The 18,222-nt window shown below is 62.6% G+C and carries 18 protein-coding genes; 10 read left to right on the top strand and 8 right to left on the bottom strand.

Features of this window, described 5'->3' with window-relative positions; translation table 11 throughout:
• Positions 1-58 precede the first annotated feature (58 nt).
• The gene (locus NQE15_RS17015) at positions 59-886 is read right to left on the bottom strand and encodes an outer membrane protein assembly factor BamD (RefSeq protein ID WP_265942975.1); all 828 of its coding nucleotides are present in this window, start codon (positions 884-886) and stop codon (positions 59-61) included.
• On the opposite strand from NQE15_RS17015, the gene rluD reads away from it, so the two are divergent.
• The 3 genes from rluD to NQE15_RS17000 all read left to right on the top strand — a co-directional run bounded on the left by rluD (position 885) and on the right by NQE15_RS17000 (position 5,437).
• Positions 885-1,841 (top strand): 23S rRNA pseudouridine(1911/1915/1917) synthase RluD, encoded by a 957-nt coding sequence (gene rluD, locus NQE15_RS17010; protein ID WP_265942973.1) that lies wholly within the window; start codon positions 885-887, stop codon positions 1,839-1,841. The genes NQE15_RS17015 and rluD overlap by 2 nt on opposite strands.
• A complete protein-coding gene (pgeF, locus tag NQE15_RS17005; RefSeq protein ID WP_265942972.1) occupies positions 1,834-2,568 on the top strand; it encodes a peptidoglycan editing factor PgeF in 735 nt (244 codons plus the stop codon). Before rluD ends, pgeF begins: the two co-directional genes overlap by 8 nt.
• Before the next feature lie 250 nt (positions 2,569-2,818).
• On the top strand, positions 2,819-5,437 hold the full coding sequence (locus NQE15_RS17000; protein WP_265942970.1) for a chemotaxis protein CheW: 2,619 nt from the start codon (positions 2,819-2,821) through the stop codon (positions 5,435-5,437).
• Positions 5,438-5,488: 51 nt separating this feature from the next.
• Here the strand turns inward: NQE15_RS17000 and NQE15_RS16995 are convergent, their stop codons facing one another.
• Complete coding sequence (locus NQE15_RS16995) at positions 5,489-7,000, bottom strand: acetyl-CoA hydrolase/transferase family protein (RefSeq protein WP_265942968.1); 1,512 nt, start codon at positions 6,998-7,000, stop codon at positions 5,489-5,491.
• Between the two features lie 199 nt (positions 7,001-7,199).
• Entirely contained in the window at positions 7,200-7,424 is a 225-nt protein-coding gene (locus NQE15_RS16990; RefSeq protein WP_265942966.1) for a hypothetical protein, read from the bottom strand.
• A 125-nt stretch (positions 7,425-7,549) separates the two neighbouring features.
• Between NQE15_RS16990 and gcvA the strand changes: the two genes are divergently transcribed.
• Positions 7,550-8,527, top strand: coding sequence for a transcriptional regulator GcvA (gene gcvA, locus NQE15_RS16985; RefSeq protein ID WP_323054903.1), 978 nt, complete (start codon positions 7,550-7,552; stop codon positions 8,525-8,527).
• A 29-nt stretch (positions 8,528-8,556) separates the two neighbouring features.
• The gene (locus tag NQE15_RS16980) at positions 8,557-9,324 is read left to right on the top strand and encodes a ZIP family metal transporter (RefSeq protein ID WP_265942964.1); all 768 of its coding nucleotides are present in this window, start codon (positions 8,557-8,559) and stop codon (positions 9,322-9,324) included.
• Here NQE15_RS16980 and NQE15_RS16975 read toward each other — a convergent pair.
• Positions 9,265-9,498 (bottom strand): hypothetical protein, encoded by a 234-nt coding sequence (locus NQE15_RS16975; protein WP_265942962.1) that lies wholly within the window; start codon positions 9,496-9,498, stop codon positions 9,265-9,267. The two genes, NQE15_RS16980 and NQE15_RS16975, sit on opposite strands and share 60 nt — an antisense overlap.
• Before the next feature lie 129 nt (positions 9,499-9,627).
• Here NQE15_RS16975 and phaC point away from each other — a divergent pair, with 129 nt between their 5' ends.
• The 4 genes from phaC (at position 9,628) to phaR (ending at position 13,556) form a co-directional block, all read left to right on the top strand.
• Entirely contained in the window at positions 9,628-11,313 is a 1,686-nt protein-coding gene (gene phaC / locus NQE15_RS16970; RefSeq protein ID WP_265942960.1) for a class I poly(R)-hydroxyalkanoic acid synthase, read from the top strand.
• Positions 11,314-11,339: 26 nt separating this feature from the next.
• Positions 11,340-12,080, top strand: coding sequence for an acetoacetyl-CoA reductase (phbB, locus tag NQE15_RS16965; RefSeq protein ID WP_265942958.1), 741 nt, complete (start codon positions 11,340-11,342; stop codon positions 12,078-12,080).
• A gap of 48 nt (positions 12,081-12,128) precedes the next feature.
• Positions 12,129-12,872 (top strand): acetoacetyl-CoA reductase, encoded by a 744-nt coding sequence (gene phbB, locus NQE15_RS16960; protein WP_265942956.1) that lies wholly within the window; start codon positions 12,129-12,131, stop codon positions 12,870-12,872.
• A 123-nt stretch (positions 12,873-12,995) separates the two neighbouring features.
• Entirely contained in the window at positions 12,996-13,556 is a 561-nt protein-coding gene (gene phaR / locus NQE15_RS16955) for a polyhydroxyalkanoate synthesis repressor PhaR (RefSeq protein ID WP_265942955.1), read from the top strand.
• Positions 13,557-13,581: 25 nt separating this feature from the next.
• Here phaR and NQE15_RS16950 read toward each other — a convergent pair whose 3' ends face one another.
• Both NQE15_RS16950 and menB read right to left on the bottom strand, forming a co-directional pair.
• The gene (locus NQE15_RS16950; RefSeq protein ID WP_265942953.1) at positions 13,582-14,559 is read right to left on the bottom strand and encodes an o-succinylbenzoate synthase; all 978 of its coding nucleotides are present in this window, start codon (positions 14,557-14,559) and stop codon (positions 13,582-13,584) included.
• A complete protein-coding gene (gene menB / locus NQE15_RS16945) occupies positions 14,556-15,383 on the bottom strand; it encodes a 1,4-dihydroxy-2-naphthoyl-CoA synthase (RefSeq protein WP_265942951.1) in 828 nt (275 codons plus the stop codon). Before menB ends, NQE15_RS16950 begins: the two co-directional genes overlap by 4 nt.
• 145 nt (positions 15,384-15,528) lie before the next feature.
• Between menB and NQE15_RS16940 the strand changes: the two genes are divergently transcribed.
• Complete coding sequence (locus tag NQE15_RS16940) at positions 15,529-15,885, top strand: PilZ domain-containing protein (protein WP_265942950.1); 357 nt, start codon at positions 15,529-15,531, stop codon at positions 15,883-15,885.
• 30 nt (positions 15,886-15,915) lie between these two features.
• Here NQE15_RS16940 and ilvN read toward each other — a convergent pair whose 3' ends face one another.
• Complete coding sequence (gene ilvN, locus NQE15_RS16935; RefSeq protein WP_265942948.1) at positions 15,916-16,227, bottom strand: acetolactate synthase small subunit; 312 nt, start codon at positions 16,225-16,227, stop codon at positions 15,916-15,918.
• A gap of 1 nt (position 16,228) precedes the next feature.
• Positions 16,229-17,899 carry an acetolactate synthase large subunit gene (ilvB, locus tag NQE15_RS16930; protein ID WP_265942945.1) on the bottom strand — a complete coding sequence of 557 codons (1,671 nt, stop codon included), beginning with the start codon at positions 17,897-17,899 and terminating at the stop codon, positions 16,229-16,231.
• Between the last annotated feature and the right edge of the window lie 323 nt (positions 17,900-18,222).

Below are 18,222 nucleotides of genomic sequence, written 5' to 3'. Positions count from 1 at the left end.
ACTAGAAACAAGACGGGGAACCTAGAGGTTCCCCGTCTTGTTTTCATTCAGCTCAGTCTTACCAGAGTTTCCACCAGGCGACCTTGCGCTCCAGCCCATCCTTGTAATAGCGGCTGTTTGGGAAATTCTTGCGCATGACGCGGTCGGCGTCGTCGCGCAGGTCGTTCATGCCCAGCTTGTCGTAGGCCGTGATCAGGATGAACATGGCCTCCTCGATCGCCGGCGCGCGCGGGTAGGTGGTGATCGCAAACTGGGCTCGGTTGGCGGCGGCAATATAGGCGCCGCGCTTGATGTAATAGCGGCCGACGTGCACTTCCATCGAGGCCAGTGCATTGACCAGATAGTCCATGCGCTTGATGGCATCAGGCGTGTACTTGCTGTTCGGAAAGCGGGTGGCCAATTCGCGGAAGGAGTCGAAGGCTTCGCGGGCCGCCTTGGGGTCGCGCTCCGTCGGGTCCTGCGAGCTGATGTAGCCGACCAGACCCAGATCTTCGTTGAAGTTGATCAGGCCCTTCAGGTAATAAGCGTAATCGACGGCCGGGTGATTCGGGTGGAGCTTAATGAAGCGGTCGCAAGCCGCCAGCGCCGAGCCGGGTTCGTTGCCCTTCCAGTAGACGTAGCCGAGTTCAAGCTGGGCTTGTTGGGCAAAACGGCCATAGGGGAAACGGGACTCCAGTTTCTCGAGATACTTCGCCGCCTTTTCCCAAGTGCCATCGGCTTGCGCATCCTTGGCTTCCGAGTAAAGCTTGCTGGCCGACCAGCCGGCAGTTTCGTCGGTGGAGTCGCCCAGCGAACTGCACCCGGCGACTGCGAGGGCGATGAAAAGCGCGGCAAACAGGCGGAAGAGGTCGGGGAAAGGCCGGAATGCGGCTAAACTTCGCATCATGAAAGATCCTATGGAAAACTCCGGCGATTATAGCCGAACTGAACCGCTTCACTTGACGGTTCCGGATGCCTGTTACGGTCGTCGTCTCGACCAGATACTGGCCGAGATGGTGCCGCAGCATTCGCGCAATCGCCTGCAGGGGTGGGTGCGCGACGGTTGCGTCCAGGTTGATGGCAAGGTCGAGCTCGAGCCCAAGCGCAAACTGCTGGGCGGCGAACGCCTGCTCGTCGCCGAACCGCATGACGCCCGCGATCAGCCCGAACAGCCGGAAGACATTCCGCTCGACATCGTCTACGAGGACGAGACGCTGCTCGTCATCAACAAGCCGGCCGGCCTGGTCGTCCATCCGGGCAGCGGCAATTGGAGCGGCACGCTGATGAATGCGCTGCTGCACCATGTGCCGGGCATCGAGGAAGTGCCGCGTGCCGGCATCGTGCACCGGCTCGACAAGGACACCAGCGGCCTGCTGGTCGTTGCCAAGACGCTGGAGGCGCAGACCCATCTCGTCCGCCAGTTGCAGGCGCGCACCGTGCGCCGGGTCTATCTGGCGCTGGCGGCCGGGGCGATGCCGACCGGCGGCGGGGTCGATTCGCCGATCGGCCGGCATCCGGTGCAGCGCACCAAGATGGCGGTCGTGCCAGAGAATCGCGGCGGCAAGCCGGCGCTGACCTGGTTCCGCATCCTGGAGAAATTCCCATACTGCACCTTTGTCGAGTGTTCGCTGGAAACCGGCCGCACGCACCAGATCCGCGTCCATCTGGCCTCGATCAACCATCCGCTGGTCGGCGACCAGGTCTATGGCAAGACGAACCCGAAACTGCCGACCTTTCCACGCCAGGCGCTGCACGCCACCCGGCTGGGCCTGGTGCACCCGCTGACCGGTTTCAAGATGCAGTGGGAAGTCCCGTTGCCGGAAGACATGCGCAATCTGCTCGACAGCTTGCGCCATGGCTGACCTGCTGATCCCCGAATGGCCGGCCCCGGCCAACGTGCGGGCCATGCAGACCCTGCGCAGCGGTGGGTGCAGTCCGCCGCCCTGGGATAGTTTCAATCTGGGCGATCACGTCGGCGACGACCAGGCGCGGGTTGCCGCCAACCGCGCGACCTTGCGCGCCTTGTTGCCGGCCGAACCGCTGTGGTTGACGCAGGTGCATGGCATTGCCGTGGTCGACGCTGGTTCGGAAGCCGTTTCGCCGGAAGCCGATGCCGCCTTTGCCCGAGGGCCGGGCAAGGTGTGCGTCGTGATGACGGCCGATTGTCTGCCGGTCCTCTTCTGTGACCGGGCTGGCACCGTCGTGGCGGCAGCCCATGCCGGCTGGCGTGGTCTGCTTGCCGGCGTCCTGGAGGCGACGCTCGGCCGGATGGGCGTACCGCCCGGCGACGTGCTCGCCTGGCTGGGGCCGGCCATCGGCCCGGCGGCCTTCGAGGTCGGCGATGAAGTCCGTGCATCCTTCATCGCCGGCGACCCGGAGTCGGCTTGTGCCTTCGTCCCGCATGGTGTCGGGAAATGGCTGGCCGATATTTATTGCCTGGCCGCTCAACGCCTGCGCGCCGCCGGCGTCGGTTCGGTCAGCGCCGGCGAATGGTGCACGCTGAGCGATGCCGAGCGGTTTTTCTCCTATCGTCGTGACGGGGTCACCGGTCGCCAAGCCACCCTGATCTGGCTGGACGGTCAGGCATAGGGTTTTTGCCGCGCGCGAGCCCGGGCTTGAGTTCGGCCTGCATCCTACTTTCCGGTGACTGCTGCATTGCATGCACCGTTCATGGGCGCCTCAGGTTTTCTTGTGCTGAGCGGGCACGATCTTGGTGCGAGATTTAAATCCGTAATGCAGGTTTGTAAAAATATTAAATTTATTCAATGTGTTGCGTATTTAATTTAACTGGTATGGCTATTGCGTTGCACAGTCCGTAACAATGCAAAGGAAGCCCGCCATGAGAAAAAACCGTCTTGAACGCCCCTCTACTGATATCAACTACCTCTCCGGGTTCATGCTCGGCCTGCGCGAGGATCAGGGTCGGTTGCGCGAGATTCAGAGCGTCTATGACAACCTGACCCTGCTCGGGCAACTGCTGTGCGCCGGTACAGATATCACGCAAATGCGCGCCGACTTCAAGGAATTGGCCGATGTCCTGATGACCCAACTGGCCCAGGAGCTGCGCAAGAAGGCCGTGCTTGGCCTGCGCTCCGATGCGCGGGTGGCGATCGACATTCTGGTGCGCAATCTCTTCGAGCGCACCGCCGATATCGGCTTTCTGGCGACCGACAGCGAGATCCAGGCCTTTGCCGAAATCGCCGGCAGCGACCCGGTGGCGGCTGCGGAACAACGCCCGGCGTTGCGGGCGAGGTTCGACGAATATGTCCGCAAATATTCTGTCTATCACGACATCATCCTGGTGGCGCCGGACGGCAAGGTGCTCGCCCGCCTCGATGAAGAAATTCCGCTCGCCGCTTCGCGCGACCCGCTGATCGCCGAATCGCTGGCCACCGAAGCCGCCTACGTCGAGACTTTTCGCGCCAGCGACCTGCTGCCGGGCGAGAGCTCGCCGCTGATCTATTCCTACCGCGTGATGGCGGCGGATGACAGCCATCCGGTCGGCGTGCTTTGTCTGTGTTTCCGCTTCCAGGACGAGTGTGAGCGGATCTTTCGCAGCCTGCTCGAGGAGGACGAGTGGACGGTGATCACCTTTCTCTCCCCTGAGGGCCGGGTCATCGCCAGCAGCGACCCCTACCAGTTTCCGGTGGGCGCCCGGCTGGCCGGGGGCGACGATGAGGAGTGCCGGATCGCCCGCTTCGCCGGCCGGGAATATCTCGCCAGTACCTGCCAGAGCCATGGCTACCAGGGGTATCGCGGCCCGGGCTGGCGCGGCCATGCCCTGGCGCCGCTCAATCATGCATTTGAAATGTCCCTGGCCGGCGAGCTGGACGAGGTGCCCGAATCCGTTCGCGCCGGGGTGCTAGAAACCGCCACCCTGTTTTCCGCCGAGCTGCGCGACATCCCGCTGCGCGCGACCAGCATCCAGCACGAATTGAACCGCGCGGTGTGGAATGGCAACGTCTGGCTGTCGCGCGATAGCCATGCCCTGAACACCTCCTTCGCCAAGGTGCTGCTCTGGGAGATCGGCAGCACGGGTATGAAGACGCGCAGCGTGTTCAGCGAATCGACGACCAATCTCTACGAAACCGTCGTTTCGGCGGCGATTTCGGATTGCTCGGCGCAGGCGGCGCTGGCCATGGACATCATGGACCGCAATCTCTATGAACGGGCCAATGACTGCCGCTGGTGGGCGCTGACCGGCGCCTTCCGCGGGGCGCTGGCGCAGGGCGGCGAGGCGCGGCGCGAAGGACTGACGGCCATCCTGCGCTCGATCAACGGTTTGTATACGGTGTATGCCAACCTGCTGATCTTCGACGGTGCCGGCAAGGTGGTGGCCGTGGCCAATCCGGCCTACAACGACATGCTCGGCCAGACCCTGCAGACTGAGTGGATGCGAAAGACCCTGTCCCTGCCGGACAGCCAGAGTTATTGCGTTTCGCCCTTCGCGCCGTCGCCGCTCTACGCCAACCTGCCAACCTATATCTATGCGGCCGCGATTCGCGCACCGGGCGAGCGGGGTGACCCGGTCGGCGGCATCGCCATCATTTTCGATTCCGCCACCCAGTTTGCCGCCATGCTTGAGGACGCGCTGCCCCGCACCGAAGACGGCGCCATTGTCGACGGCGCCTTCGCGCTGTTCACCGACCAGGAGGGCCGGGTGATCGCCAGTACCGATCCGGAGCTGGCTTCCGGCATGCGCCTCGAGATCGGCCGCGAGTTCTTCACCCTCGAGCCGGGCGGAGAATACGCCAACATCGTCGAGTTCAGGGGGCGCTACTTTGCCGTCGGCGCCCGCATGTCGGCCGGGTACCGGGAGTACAAGAGTGCCAGCGACGCCTATCGCAACGCGGTCGTCGCCCTGGTGCTGGTTCCCTTGTCGGATCGGGTGCTGCGCCCGGATGAGCAGTGCCTGCTGCAGCGGACCGATAAAGCCAGCTATGCAAGCCGTCAGGCGGGCGGCGAGGATGCGGTCGAGATTGCCACCTTCTATATTGGCGACAGTTGGTACGGCGTGGCTTCGAGCCTGGTCGTCGAAGCCATCGATGCCGGCGACATCACGGTCATTCCGGGGCTACCCGAATGGGCGCGCGGTTGCGTCATGCACGACGACCAGCCGATAACCGTCTTCGATCTGGCCGCGTTGCTGACCGGTCGTCCGACCGCGCTCGAGGCGAGGCAGATCGTCGTGATCAGAAGTCCGGAGCAGCGGATCAGCTTCGGCATCCTGGTCGATGAGCTGGGCGAGATTCCGGAGATTGCGGCCGAACGGATCGAGCCGATTCCCGGCATGCTGGCCAACGGCAAGTCGCTGACTGAAAGCCTGGTCAAGCCGCATCCGGCGGATGCCGAAAAGCGCATTCTGGTCATCCTCTCGGTCGAGCGCATGCTGCAAAGGCTGTTCGGGGCAAGACTCCAGCACGAAGCACCGCTGACGCTGGCCTATCGCGAGGCTTGATGCATCGTCTCCGGGCGGCGGGGTTGCCGCAGCCCGGAGACGATACCGGGCTTACATCCGGCCGCTGCGCAGGAAATTCAGGTGCCAGCTCAGCGCCTCGTCGAGCAGATGCGGCGTCTGTTTGCCCGGAGAATGTTCGAGCGAGCGCTTGTAGTAGTCCATCAGGCCCGGCTTGAAGTGCGGATGGGCGCAGTTCTCGATGATCACCTTGGCGCGTTGCTTGGGCGACAGGCCACGGAGGTCGGCCAGGCCCTGCTCGGTGACCAGGACCTGGACGTCGTGCTCGGTATGGTCGACATGCGACGCCATCGGCACGATGCAGGAAATCTCGCCGTTCTTGGCCTGCGATGGAGTCATGAAAATGGAGATGAAGGCGTTGCGGGCAAAGTCGCCGGAACCGCCGATGCCGTTCATGATCTTGGTGCCCATGACGTGCGTCGAATTGACGTTGCCGTAGATGTCGGCCTCGATCATGCCGTTCATGGCAATGACGCCGAGGCGGCGGATGACTTCCGGGTGATTGCTGATCTCCTGCGGACGCAGGATGATCTGGTCGCGATAGCGCTCGAGGTCGGCATTCAATTCGGCCAGCGCGCCGGAACTCAGCGAGAAGGCGGTGGCCGAGGCGCAGGCCAGTTTGCCCGACTTGATCATCTCCAGCATCCCATCCTGCAAGACCTCGGTGTAGGCCGTCAGGTTGTCGAACGGACCCTGGTTGAGGCCGGCCATCACGGCATTGGCGATATTGCCGACGCCCGATTGCAGCGGCAGCAGATTGGCTGGCAGGCGACCCATCTTGACCTCGTGTTCGAGGAATTCGAGGATATGGCCGGCAATCTTGCGCGAATTCTCATCCGGCGCGGCAAAGGCGGAGTTGCGGTCGGGACTGTGGGTCTCGACCACGGCGATCACTTTTGACGGATCGCAGCGCAGGTAAGGCTCGCCGATCCGGTCGCTGGTCCGGAGCAGCGGAATCGGTCGCCGGTGCGGGGGCAGGGCGGTGCCGTAGTAGATGTCGTGCATGCCTTCGAGGGCGGGGTTCTGCCAGGAATTGACCTCGAGGATGATCTTGTCGGCCTGGTCCAGCCAGGTCTTGTTGTTGCCGACCGAGGACGAGGGAATCAGGCGGCCATCTTCGAGGATGCCGGCGACTTCGACGACGGCGAAGTCGAGTTTGCCGAGGAAGCCGGACCAGACGAACTGCGCGACATGCGACAGGTGGATGTCGATGTATTCCATCTCGCCGGCATTGATGCGTTTGCGGCAGGTCGGGTCGGACTGGTAGGGCAGGCGCATCTCGACGCCATCAACCATGGCCAGCGCACCGTCGAGGTCGGGAGCGGTCGAGGCGCCGGTCCACACGCCGATCTTGAATTTCTTGCCATAGAGGTTCGCATCCATGATGCGTTTGGCCAGTGCCGAAGGGACGACTTTCGGATACCCGGCGCCGGTGAAGCCGCTCATGCCGACATTGACCCCGGACGGGATCAGGTTGGCCGCTTCGGTGGCCGACATGATCTTGCCGCGCAAGTTGGCGTTAAGGATGCGGGAAGCTCCAGTCATTTTTTCGACGCTCCAGTAGGGTGATTGATCAACAGGTGACTCCTAAAAAAAGAGCCCGCACAAGGCGGGCTCAAATCCAGATCCAAAGCGCATTAAGGTCTGGGGGAGGAGCTGCAATCTACCAAAAGCCGGATTGGCCAACGAACGAGATATTTTTATCCGATGGATAAATAAAACTTACGCGTTGGCCGGCACGGGCTCAGCGTGCGGTGCTGCTCTCGGCGGCCGGCGCGGTCGGCTGCGGATTGGCCGGTGCGGCAAGGCCGGCCGCTTCGACCGGCTTGGCGGCTTCGGTCGGCAGGGCGGCCGGCGGCAGCGCCGGGGCGGTTGCCGGGGCCGGCAAGCTGACGGCGACTTCTTCCTTCTTGTTGCAGGCGGTCAGGGCGATGGCCAGCAGGGCGGCAGCGAGCAGGGATTTGTTCATGGCGGTAATTCCTTTGATGAAGACGTTGCGATGCGGCCCAATCGGTGGCCGGTGGCGACAAGATAGTGAGCGCCTTGCCGCGCGGCAAACGACTATTTATGATGTGACGGTTTAGAAATACTTAAGTGTCTGCCGTGACCTATCGTCTTCCTCCGCTATCCGCCATGCGCGCCTTCGAATCGGCCGCCCGCCACCTGAGTTTCAAGAAGGCGGCCGAGGAGCTGCACGTCACGCCGGCGGCGATCAGCCAGCAGATCAAGGCCCTGGAAAGCTATCTCGGCGTCAGTCTCTTCTGTCGCCTGACCCGGGCGCTGGAAATCACCGCCCAGGGGCGGGCCATGCTGCCCAAGATCCGGGAAGGCTTCGAATGCTTTGCGGCAGCGATCGACGGGACCCGGCAGGCGGTCGAAGGCGTGTTGACTGTGACCGCCCCGCCGTCGTTCGCGACGCGCTGGCTGGTGCCCCGCCTGCCGCGTTTCACGGCCGCCTATCCGGAGGTCGTGTTGCGCCTGGCGAGCAGCGGCGGAAGTGTCGATCGGCGTGGCGAAACGCTGTTGCGCGACGGCGAGCGGCTCGATCTGCGCGAGGCGGGCAGCGAACTGGCCATCCGCTACGGGACCGGCAATTATCCCGGGCTGCAGGTCGAGCAGATTTTTGCGCCCGACTGGCTGCCGGTCTGCAGTCCGCGACTGCCCAGTGCGCAGCGGCCGCTGGTCGTGCCGCAGGATCTGGCCGGGCATGTCCTGATTCACGACGAAACCATCGACGACGAGGAACGCCAGCCCGGCTGGCGGGAGTGGCTGGCCAGCGCCGGCGTGAATACGGTCGATGCCGAGCGCGGGCCGCGCTTCTCGAATGCCGTGCTGGCCGTAGAGGCGGCGCTCGACGGGCAGGGCGTGGCGCTGGCCTTAAAGCCGCTAGTCGAGGCGGATGTCGCAGCGGGCCGCTTGATCGTGCCCTTCAACATCGCCGTGCCGTCGCCGTATGCCTATTTCCTGGTCATGCGCAAGGCGGTGGCCCATCGCCATTCGGTCGCAGCCTTCCGCGCCTGGCTGCTCGACGAAGCGCTGAGCGTTCAGTCGAACCGCGCGGCAAGCGTATAATCCGCGCCTTTCTCCAACCAACAGAAGTCGTGAGCACTCTTTCTTGGATCATTGCCGTATCGCTGGCCGGTGGCGTCCTGAGCGTCGTCGCGGCCGCCGGATTGAGCATGGCGCTGGGGGCTAACCGCATCAACGTGCTAATTTCCTATGCGATCGGCGCCCTGCTCGGTGCCGCTTTCCTGGAAATCCTGCCGCATGCGCTGGAGCACGGCGACCCGCACCGCATGGCGGGGACGGTGCTGTTCGGCATCATGGTTTTCTTCGTGCTGGAAAAGCTCGTCCTTTGGCGGCACTGTCATCACGACCACTGCGAGGCGCACGACGCACACGCGCCGGCCCATGATCACGGGCGCTCCGGCCTGCTGATCCTGGTCGGCGATACCTTCCACAATTTCGTCGACGGCATCCTGATCGCCGCGGCGTTCATGCAAAGCACGGAAGTCGGCATCGTCACGGCGCTCGCCATCATCGCCCATGAAATCCCGCAGGAAGTCGGCGACTACCTGATCCTGCTGCATTCCGGCTACAGCCGCTTCCGGGCGCTGGCCTTCAACCTGCTCTCCAGCCTGGCGACGCTAGTCGGTGCCATGCTGGCCTACTTTGCGCTCTCCGGCATGCAGGAGTGGATTCCCACGCTGCTCGGCCTGGCGGCGGCGAGCATGATCTACGTTGCGGTGGCCGACCTGATCCCCGGTTTGCACAAACGGACCGAACTGCGGGCGACGATCCAGCAGGTCCTACTGATCTGCCTCGGCATCGCCTCGATTGCCGTCGTCCAGACGCTGGTCGGCGAGTAGCTTTTCGCGATAGGCATGCCGTTGCCGGCGCACTTTGCTGCCGCTCATCCAGAGCAGCAGGCCGCAGGGGAGCAGTCCGTAGAAAAGGAAAGAGACGATGCCGGCAATGACGCTGGGTTCGTTGGCAGCAACAAGCACTGTGACGTAAAGCCAGCCGATAGCGATGATGTACATGCCCTAATTATGCATTGACAGCGCTCAGGCCGGTATGCAGAATCCAAAGGCTCAAACCCCGACAACAATAGAGACGAGTTTCCCATGGCGCAGGGATCGAACGATAACGACGCATTTTTGGGTTCTGCCATGCAATTCATGCAGGCTGGACAAAACATGGCGCAGCAGTTCATGGAGTATCTCGGCAAGACTGCGAGCCCGGCTGCCACGACACCGCCTCCGCCAGTCGATCCGCAGGCCCTGACCGCACTGCAAAAGCAGTTCATGGATCAACAGATGTCTCTCTGGCAAGCCGTGCTGGCCAAGCAGCAAGGGCAGGAACAGGCTTTCAAGGTTGCGCCGGAGCCCGGCGACCGCCGTTTTTCCGCCCCCGAGTGGCGCGAAAGCCCGATCTACGATTATCTGCACCAGGCTTATCTGCTCAACACCCAGTACCTCAAGCAAGTGGTCGAGGTCATTCCTGCGGAAGACGACAAGGCGAAGAATCGCATGCGCTTCCTGGCGCGCCAGGTGGCCGATGCGATGGCGCCGTCCAATTTCGCCGCGACCAATCCCGAGTTCATCAAACTGGCGGTCGAAACCAAGGGCCAGAGCATTACCGACGGCATCAACAACCTGATCAAGGATTTCGAGAAGGGCCGCATCTCGATGACCGACGAATCGGTATTCGAGATCGGCAAGAACATTGCGACGACCGAAGGTGCCGTCGTCTATGAAAACGAGCTGATGCAGCTCATCCAATACGCGCCGCTGACGCCCAAGGTCGGTACGCGGCCGCTGGTCGTGGTGCCACCCTGCATCAACAAGTTCTACATCATGGACCTGCAGCCGGAGAACTCGCTGATCCGCTTCATGGTCGAGCAGGGCAATACCGTGTTCCTGGTTTCCTGGCGCAACCCGAAGGAAGAACAGGGCAACGTGACCTGGGACGATTACCTGGAACAGGGTCCGATCGTCGCACTGCAGGTCGCCAAGGAAATCTGCAAGGTCAAGCAGGTCAATGCCCTCGGCTTCTGCGTTGGCGGCACGATCCTGAGCTCGGCACTGGCGGTTCTGAAAGCGCGCGGCCAGGACATCGTGGCATCGCTGACCCTGCTGACCACGCTGCTTGATTTCTCCGATACCGGCGAGATCGGCCTTTTCATCGACGAGCAGGGCCTCGCCACCCGCGAAGCGACGATCGGTAACGGCGGTCTGCTGCCGGCACGCGATCTGCAGAACACCTTCTCCTTCCTGCGGGCCAACGATCTGGTCTGGAACTACGTCGCCGGCAATTATCTGAAAGGCCAGAAACCCCAGGCTTTCGACCTGCTCTACTGGAATTCGGATTCGACCAACCTGCCGGGGCCGTTCGCCTGCTGGTACATGCGCAATCTCTATCTGGAAAATAACCTGCGTTTGCCTGGCAAGTTGCACATGTGCGGCCAGCGCGTCGACCTGGGTACGCTCGATATGCCGGTCTATCTGCTGGCGACGCGCGAAGACCATATCGTTCCCTGGCAATCGGCCTACCTGAGCACCCGCATTCTCGGCGGCCCAGTCCGATTCGTTCTCGGTGCGTCGGGTCACATTGCCGGGGTGATCAACCCGGTCAGCAAGAACAAGCGCAGCTTCTGGGTCAATGACGACGTGAAATCCGACTCCGAAGGCTGGCTGGCCGCCGCCGAGGAGAAAAAAGGCAGCTGGTGGTCCGACTGGGCGAGCTGGCTCAAGCCGCTGGCCGGCGATCTGCGGGCGCCGCGCAAACCGGGTAGTACCAAGTACAAGCCGATCGAACCGGCACCCGGGCGTTACGTCAGAGAACGCGCGGTCTAGAACAGAAATTCTGGAGGAGGGGAACCATGTTTCGAGTTGCACTGGTCACGGGCGGAATGGGCGGTCTTGGCGAGGCGGTCTGCATCAAGCTGGCGGCGCTGGGTTTCAAGGTGGTGACGACTTATTCGCCCGGCAATGCCAAGGTTCAGGACTGGCTGAAGACGATGAACAACATGGGCTACGGCTTCAAGGCCTATCCATGCGACGTCACCGATTTCGATTCGGCACAGGCCTGTGTCGAAGCCGTGACCCGCGAAGTCGGGCCGGTCGACGTGCTGGTCAACAATGCCGGCATCACCCGCGACATGACCTTCAAGCGGATGACCAAGGCCGACTGGGATGCGGTGATCCATACCAATCTCGACTCGGTGTTCAACATGACCAAGCAGGTCGTCGATGGCATGGTCGAGCGCCACTGGGGACGCGTCATCAACGTCGCTTCGGTCAATGGCCAGAAGGGGGCTTTCGGCCAGACCAACTATTCGGCGGCCAAGGCCGGCATGCACGGCTTCACCAAGGCGCTGGCGCTGGAAGTGGCCAAGCAGGGGGTGACGGTCAATACCATTTCGCCGGGCTATATCGGCACCAAGATGGTGACAGCCATCCCGCAGGAAATTCTCGACACCAAAATTCTGCCGCAGATCCCGGTCAATCGACTGGGCAAGCCGGAGGAAATTGCCGGCCTGGTGGCCTATCTCGCTTCGGATGAAGCGGCATTCGTCACCGGAGCCAATATCTCCATCAACGGCGGCCAGCACATGTACTGACCGTCGCTATTACCCCGCTGTACATATCAACAAAAGGAAGGAAATACTATGACGCAACGTGTTGCTCTCGTTACCGGCGCTATGGGTGGTCTCGGAACCGCAATCTGCCAGGAACTGGCCAAGGCCGGCCACAAGGTTGTCGCCTCCTATCATCCGCAGTTCGATAACAAGGAAGAATGGCTGAAGGAAATGGCCGCTGCCGGCTTCAATGACTTCGTCTGCGTGCCGGGCGACGTCGCTTCGCTGGAAGATTGCCAGAAGATGGTTGCCGAAGCCGAAGCGGCTGCCGGCCCGGTCGACATCCTGGTCAACAATGCCGGTATCACTCGTGACCGCATGTTCGCCAAGATGGAAAAGGACGGCTGGGATGCGGTCATCGCCACCAACCTGACCTCCCTGTTCAACATGACCAAGCAAGTCTCCGCCAAGATGGCCGAGCGTGGCTGGGGTCGCATCATCAACATCTCTTCGGTCAACGGCGTCAAGGGTCAGGCTGGCCAGACCAACTACTCCGCTGCCAAGGCCGGCGTCATCGGCTTCACCAAGGCACTGGCTGCCGAACTGGCCGCCAAGGGCGTGACCGTCAATGCCATCTGCCCGGGCTACGTTGCCACCAAGATGGTCATGGCGATCAAGCCGGAAGTGCTGCAGTCCATCATCGACACCGTGCCGATGAAGCGTCTGGCCAAGCCGGAAGAAATTGGTGGCGCCTGCGCCTACCTAGCTTCCGACCTCGCCGCCTTCATGACCGGCGCGACGATGAACATCAACGGCGGTCTGTACTACCAGTAATCTGCAGAGATCGACATGAATCGGTGCTGAATTTTGCGCCGCAACACGAATAGGCACCTCCGGGTGCCTATTTTCTTGTCTATAATGTTGCACTGCACACAAATTAGTATCGAGGATCGCTGCATGACCGAACCTGTCCGTCTGATCAAAAAATACCCCAATCGTCGTCTCTACGACACCAAGACGAGTGCATACATCACGCTCAGCGATGTCAAGGATCTGGTTCTCAAGTTCGAAGTATTCAAGGTGGTCGATGCCAAAACCGCGGAAGATTTGACGCGCAGCATCCTGCTCCAGATCATCCTCGAAGAAGAAACCGGCGGCGTGCCGCTGTTCTCCTGCGAGTTGCTTTCAGGATTCGTCCGCTTTTACGGTAGCGCCATGCAGGGCATGCTCGGCAAGTATCTGGAAAACAACATGCGGACTTTCGTCGATTTCCAGAACAAGTTGCAGGACCAGTCGCGCACCATGTATGGCGCTGGTGACAACACCCACCTACAAGCGGATTTCTGGAACCAGTTTCTTAATTTTCAGCAACCGGCCATGCAGAGCATGATGAGTGCCTACATGGACCAGTCAAAAAAAATGTTTCAGTCGATGCAGGACCAACTGCAAAGCCAGACGCGGAACATGTTCACCGGTTTCCAGTTCGATCCCGACGACAGTAAGGTCGAGAAAAAATAGTCTTCGGCCGCCTGGCCCGGAAAAACTATGCGGGTTGCTCGCCGCCGCGGGCCAACCCTGGAATGAAGCCGAGGCCGGCAGTGCCCGGCAAAGACAGGCACCCGTTGCTGATTGATGGTGGTGGGCCGGTATCTTCGGCCAGCCACTCGGCGGTCGCCAGCCCGTGTGTCGAGCGGGGAGCGATTACTGCCGCAAGATGAGCGCAGGCCAGCAGGCCGCAGGCGCTTTCCAGGCTGGAGGTGACGATGCATTCGATGCCCGCTGCCCGCGCCTGCAGACCTATTCCCAGAGATGCCAGTAGTCCGCCGTGGCGGGCCGGTTTGAGGATCAGGCGCCCGACTGCCGGGCAACTGAAGAACTGCGAGTCGATCAGCTGCAGCGACTCATCGATCGCCAGCGGAAAGGCGACCATCGATTGCAGGCTGGCGAGGGCGTCCAGCGTTGGCCGGCGCAGCGGCTCCTCCAGCCCTTCGACCGGCAGTCCGTTACAGGCCAGCAGGAAGCTGCGGGCATCGGCGATCTCCCAGGCGGCATTTGCGTCCAGGCGGAATTGCCGGCCGGCTGGCAGTCGCCCGGCCAGGCTTTCCAGACGAGCGATTTCATCCCGCCAGCGGCCGGTCCCGACCTTGATTTTCAGCACCGAGTAGCCTTCGGCCAAGGCCTGCTCCAGGCGCGCTTCATCGACTCCGGAGAGCGCGCCCAGCATGGCGTTGACGGCGAGACCGGCAAGCGGCCGGTTGCCGCTCAGCCAGGCGTCGAGCGGCAGCCCGGCCTGTTGGGCAGCGAGGTCGAGCATCGCCGTCTCTTCGGCGAATCCGGTGGCGGCAACTTCGTCGATTCCGAATGCAGGCCAGGGGGCGCAATCGCCCCAGCCGCTCCGGCCATCCTGAGTGCGCAGGCGGAGCAACTTGCCCTGACGCTCGCTGAAGCTCCCTTGGCTGGTTTGCCACGGGCGCAGCAAGGGGAGGGTATAGGGCAGCCAGTCGGCGGCGACGATGTTCACGGCCGTTTGCGGAATTTTCCGAAGTCGGGCGGGCGGCGCTCAAGCCATGCGTTGCGTCCTTCCTGGCCTTCTTCGCTCATGTAGAAAAGGCCGGTGGCGTTGCCGGCCAGTTCCTGGATGCCGGCCAGGCCATCGGTGTCGGCGTTGAAGCCGGCCTTGATCATGCGCAGGGCCATCGGCGACAGTTGCAGCATCTGGCGGCACCAGGCTACCGTTTCCGCCTCGAGGTCGGCAATGGGAACCACGGCATTGACCAGCCCCCAGTCGAGTGCCGTGGCGGCATCGTACTGGCGGCAGAGCAGCCAGATTTCCTTGGCCCGCTTGAGGCCGATGGTGCGGGCCATCAGGCCGGCACCGAGGCCGGCATCGAAACTGCCGACGCGCGGGCCGGTCTGGCCGAAACGGGCGTTTTCGGCAGCGATCGTCAGGTCGCAGACTAGGTGTAGGACATGGCCGCCGCCGATGGCATAGCCGGCGACCATGGCGACCACCGGCTTCGGGCAGCGGCGAATCTGCATTTGCAGGTCGAGGACGTTGAGGTGCGGCGTGCCGCCTTCGTCGATGTAGCCTTCGTTGCCGCGCACCTTCTGGTCGCCGCCGGAACAGAAGGCCTCATCGCCAGCACCGGTCAGGATGATGGCGCCGATGCCGTTGTCGTGATGGGCGCGGTGAAAGGCATCGATCAACTGGCCGACCGTTTCCGGGCGGAAGGCGTTGCGTCGTTCCGGGCGGTTGATGGTGATTTTCGCGATGCCTTCGGTAGTTTCGAAAAGGATGTCGGAATAGCTGTGGCAGGTCTGCCAGAGGATGGGGCTGGTCGTCATGGGGGCGCGGTGAATTGAAGTCATCGCGAGTATAGCCGGGCGCCGGCCGCCTGGATTTGAGCCGTGTCGCATTGCGCGGATTCATTTTTGCGGCATGTGCCCCGGCGTGGGAAAATGCGCTGTCATTCCTGAAAGAGTCGTCACCGTGAGAGAACGCCGTCGCTCCCTTCGCTTCAACCTGCAGGGCCGGGTGCAATTGCAACTGGGTGGAAAAAGCTTCGAGTTTCCGGCGGCGGATATTTCCGTGACCGGTGTCGGCGTCATGCTCGATGTCGCCGTCCTCGGCGCCAAGCCGAGCGGCGAAGTCGGCATCTGCACCATTGAATCGCCGGATCTGGCCAGTACGGTCGAGGCCTACGTCAGCGTGATGCGCATCCGCCGGGTGGGGCACCAGCATCTGGTCGGCTTGCGCTTCGAGTCGATCAGCGACGAGCAGTTGCAGATCATTCATGCCTACGAAACGCTGGCCAAGGCGAGAAAAGCCCGGCGCGCTCCGGAGTAGGCGAGGCGCGCCGTGGTCCGGCAACCGGCCTCAAGGCTGGAAGAACTCCTCCAGTTGTCCGAACACCGCGTGATCGGCGGTGTGCCGGCGAACCGCGATCACATCTTCCAGTTTCTCCACCTGCTTGATCATCTGGTCAAGGCGCGTGTCTTCATTGACCAGTAGCCAGATCCGGCTTTGTTTGCCGTCGTTGACCGGCAGGCAGAGGATGCCCTCGACGTTGTAGGCGCGCCTTGAAAAGAGAGCGACGACATGCGACATGACCCCGGCGTGATTGTTGACGTCGATTTCCAGCACAGCGCGGGAAATGGCTTGTTGTTCATGGCGGTTGATGGCGTTCATTTCAGGCTCCGATCATGTCGCGGTTGGCGGCGCCCGGCGGCACCATGGGGTAGACCTTCTGTTCGGCATCGATGCTGACGTGAATCAGGCATGGCCCGGTGTGGGCGATGGCCTCCATTAGTGCCGCGCAGGGATTGGCGGCGTGATCGAGATCGACTCCCCGGATTCCAAAGCCTTGGGCGACCTTGACGAAATCCGGCGTGCTCTTGAATTGCGAGGCGAACAGCCGTTCGCCATAGAACAGGGTCTGCTGCTGATGGACCAGACCGAGCGTCGCGTTGTTCATCAGGACGATTTTCAGATTTACGTTCTCCTCGGCGGCGGTGACTAGTTCCTGGATGTTCATCAGGATCGAGCCGTCGCCGGTGAAGCAGACCACAGTTTTGTCAGGGGCGGCCAGGGCGGCGCCGATCGCAGCCGGGACGCCGAAGCCCATCGTGCCCAGTCCGCCCGAAGTCAGCCACTGGCGCGGCCGGCGCAGCGGGTAATACTGCGCCACCCACATCTGGTGCTGGCCGACGTCGGTGGCGATGAGGGCATCGTCGTCCAGGCAGGCGGCAACGGTTCGGATCAGGCCGAAGGGCGACAGCGGGTTGTCATCCGCGGGCGGGGTGAAGGGAAACCGGGCCTGCAACTCGTTGATGCGCGCGCTCCAGGTGTGCCGCTCGTTTCGGGCAATGCCGGGAAGCAACTGAGCGAGCGCTTCCTTGACGTCGGCCGTGATGCCGATGTGGGCGGTCTTGATCTTGTCGAGTTCGGCCGGGTCGATGTCGATGTGGATGATCCTGGCCTGCGGGCAGAACTGGGCGACCTTGCCGGTCGCCCGGTCGTCGAAGCGGGCGCCGACGGCGATCAGCAGGTCGCATTCGTCGAGCGCCAGGTTGGTGTGGCGGGCGCCGTGCATGCCCAGCATGCCGAGCGACAGCGGGTGATCGACCGGCATGGCGCCCAATGCCATCAGCGTCATCACGGTCGGCAGGCTAGCCCTTTCGGCCAGTTCGATGGCTGCCATTGCCGCACCGGAGTGCACAACGCCGCCGCCGAGATAGAGGATGGGTCGTTCGGCGGCGTTGATCAGGGCGGCGGCTTCGGTGATCAGTCCTGGCGCGGCCGGTTCATGGGTCAGGGCGGCACCCGGTTCGGGCCAGGCGCCGATTTCAATGGCCTGGGTCTGCACGTCTTTTGGGATGTCGATCAGCACCGGGCCGGGCCGACCCGAGGCGGCGATCTGGAAGGCGCGGGGAATGACTTCGAGCAATTCGGCAGCCGACGACACCAGGAAGTTGTGCTTGGTGATCGGGATGCTCAGACCGTAGGTATCGACCTCCTGAAAGGCGTCGGTGCCGATCATCGCGCGCGGCACCTGGCCGGTGATGGCGACCAGTGGAATCGAATCGAGCTTGGCGTCGGCGATCGCCGTCAGCAGGTTGGTGGCGCCGGGGCCGGAAGATGCCAGGCAGACCGCCGGCTGGCCGCTGACCCGGGCCATGCCCTGAGCCATGAAGCCGGCGCCTTGCTCATGGCGGGCCAGGACGTGGTGGATCAGGTGCGATTGCCCGAGGGCATCGTAAATCGGCAGGATCGCACCGCCCGGAATGCCGGCGACGGTGCGGATGCCCTGGCGTTCGAGCAGGCGGATGGTGAGCTGGGCACCGGTCAGGGTTTCTGTCATGGAGTTCTCCGTGGTGGTTGGTGGTGCAACCGGCGGGCTCCAAAAACAAAACCCCCGCCGGTTTGCGCCGGCGGGGGTTTGGGAAGTCTGTCTGTTTGCCTTACCCGATCCGCGACGGCGCGTGCGTAACGACGCCTACTACGACGACTACGCGTACGACGACCGACGGTGCCGAAATGGCGGCCAGAGGGTAGAGGGAATTCGCGTTCATGGTCGGATGGGGATTGAGACTGGCAATGTGAAGTTCGCAATATGGCCCAAGCCGGCAACAAAATCAAGAACCCGGGAAGAGGAGGAGAAAATGGATAGTCTTGATCTCGATC

Origin of the sequence: Dechloromonas sp. A34 (assembly GCF_026261605.1) — a bacterium.
Classification (GTDB): domain Bacteria; phylum Pseudomonadota; class Gammaproteobacteria; order Burkholderiales; family Rhodocyclaceae; genus Azonexus.
Note: the sequence above shows the minus strand (reverse complement) of the source record. Positions and strands in the feature narration are given on the sequence as shown.

Bases quoted from the DNA above. Each gene is read 5' to 3' on its own strand.
- NQE15_RS16995 (WP_265942968.1), bottom strand. From the start codon at position 7,000: ATGACTGGAGCTTCCCGCATCCTTAACGCCAACTTGCGCGGCAAGATC.
- rluD (WP_265942973.1), top strand. From the start codon at position 885: ATGAAAGATCCTATGGAAAACTCCGGCGATTATAGCCGAACTGAACCG.
- ilvN (WP_265942948.1), bottom strand. From the start codon at position 16,227: ATGAACGCCATCAACCGCCATGAACAACAAGCCATTTCCCGCGCTGTG.
- phbB (WP_265942958.1), top strand. From the start codon at position 11,340: ATGTTTCGAGTTGCACTGGTCACGGGCGGAATGGGCGGTCTTGGCGAG.
- phbB (WP_265942956.1), top strand. From the start codon at position 12,129: ATGACGCAACGTGTTGCTCTCGTTACCGGCGCTATGGGTGGTCTCGGA.
- ilvB (WP_265942945.1), bottom strand. From the start codon at position 17,899: ATGACAGAAACCCTGACCGGTGCCCAGCTCACCATCCGCCTGCTCGAA.
- NQE15_RS16975 (WP_265942962.1), bottom strand. From the start codon at position 9,498: ATGTACATCATCGCTATCGGCTGGCTTTACGTCACAGTGCTTGTTGCT.
- NQE15_RS16990 (WP_265942966.1), bottom strand. From the start codon at position 7,424: ATGAACAAATCCCTGCTCGCTGCCGCCCTGCTGGCCATCGCCCTGACC.
- pgeF (WP_265942972.1), top strand. From the start codon at position 1,834: ATGGCTGACCTGCTGATCCCCGAATGGCCGGCCCCGGCCAACGTGCGG.
- phaR (WP_265942955.1), top strand. From the start codon at position 12,996: ATGACCGAACCTGTCCGTCTGATCAAAAAATACCCCAATCGTCGTCTC.
- NQE15_RS17015 (WP_265942975.1), bottom strand. From the start codon at position 886: ATGATGCGAAGTTTAGCCGCATTCCGGCCTTTCCCCGACCTCTTCCGC.
- NQE15_RS17000 (WP_265942970.1), top strand. From the start codon at position 2,819: ATGAGAAAAAACCGTCTTGAACGCCCCTCTACTGATATCAACTACCTC.
- menB (WP_265942951.1), bottom strand. From the start codon at position 15,383: ATGACGACCAGCCCCATCCTCTGGCAGACCTGCCACAGCTATTCCGAC.
- phaC (WP_265942960.1), top strand. From the start codon at position 9,628: ATGCAATTCATGCAGGCTGGACAAAACATGGCGCAGCAGTTCATGGAG.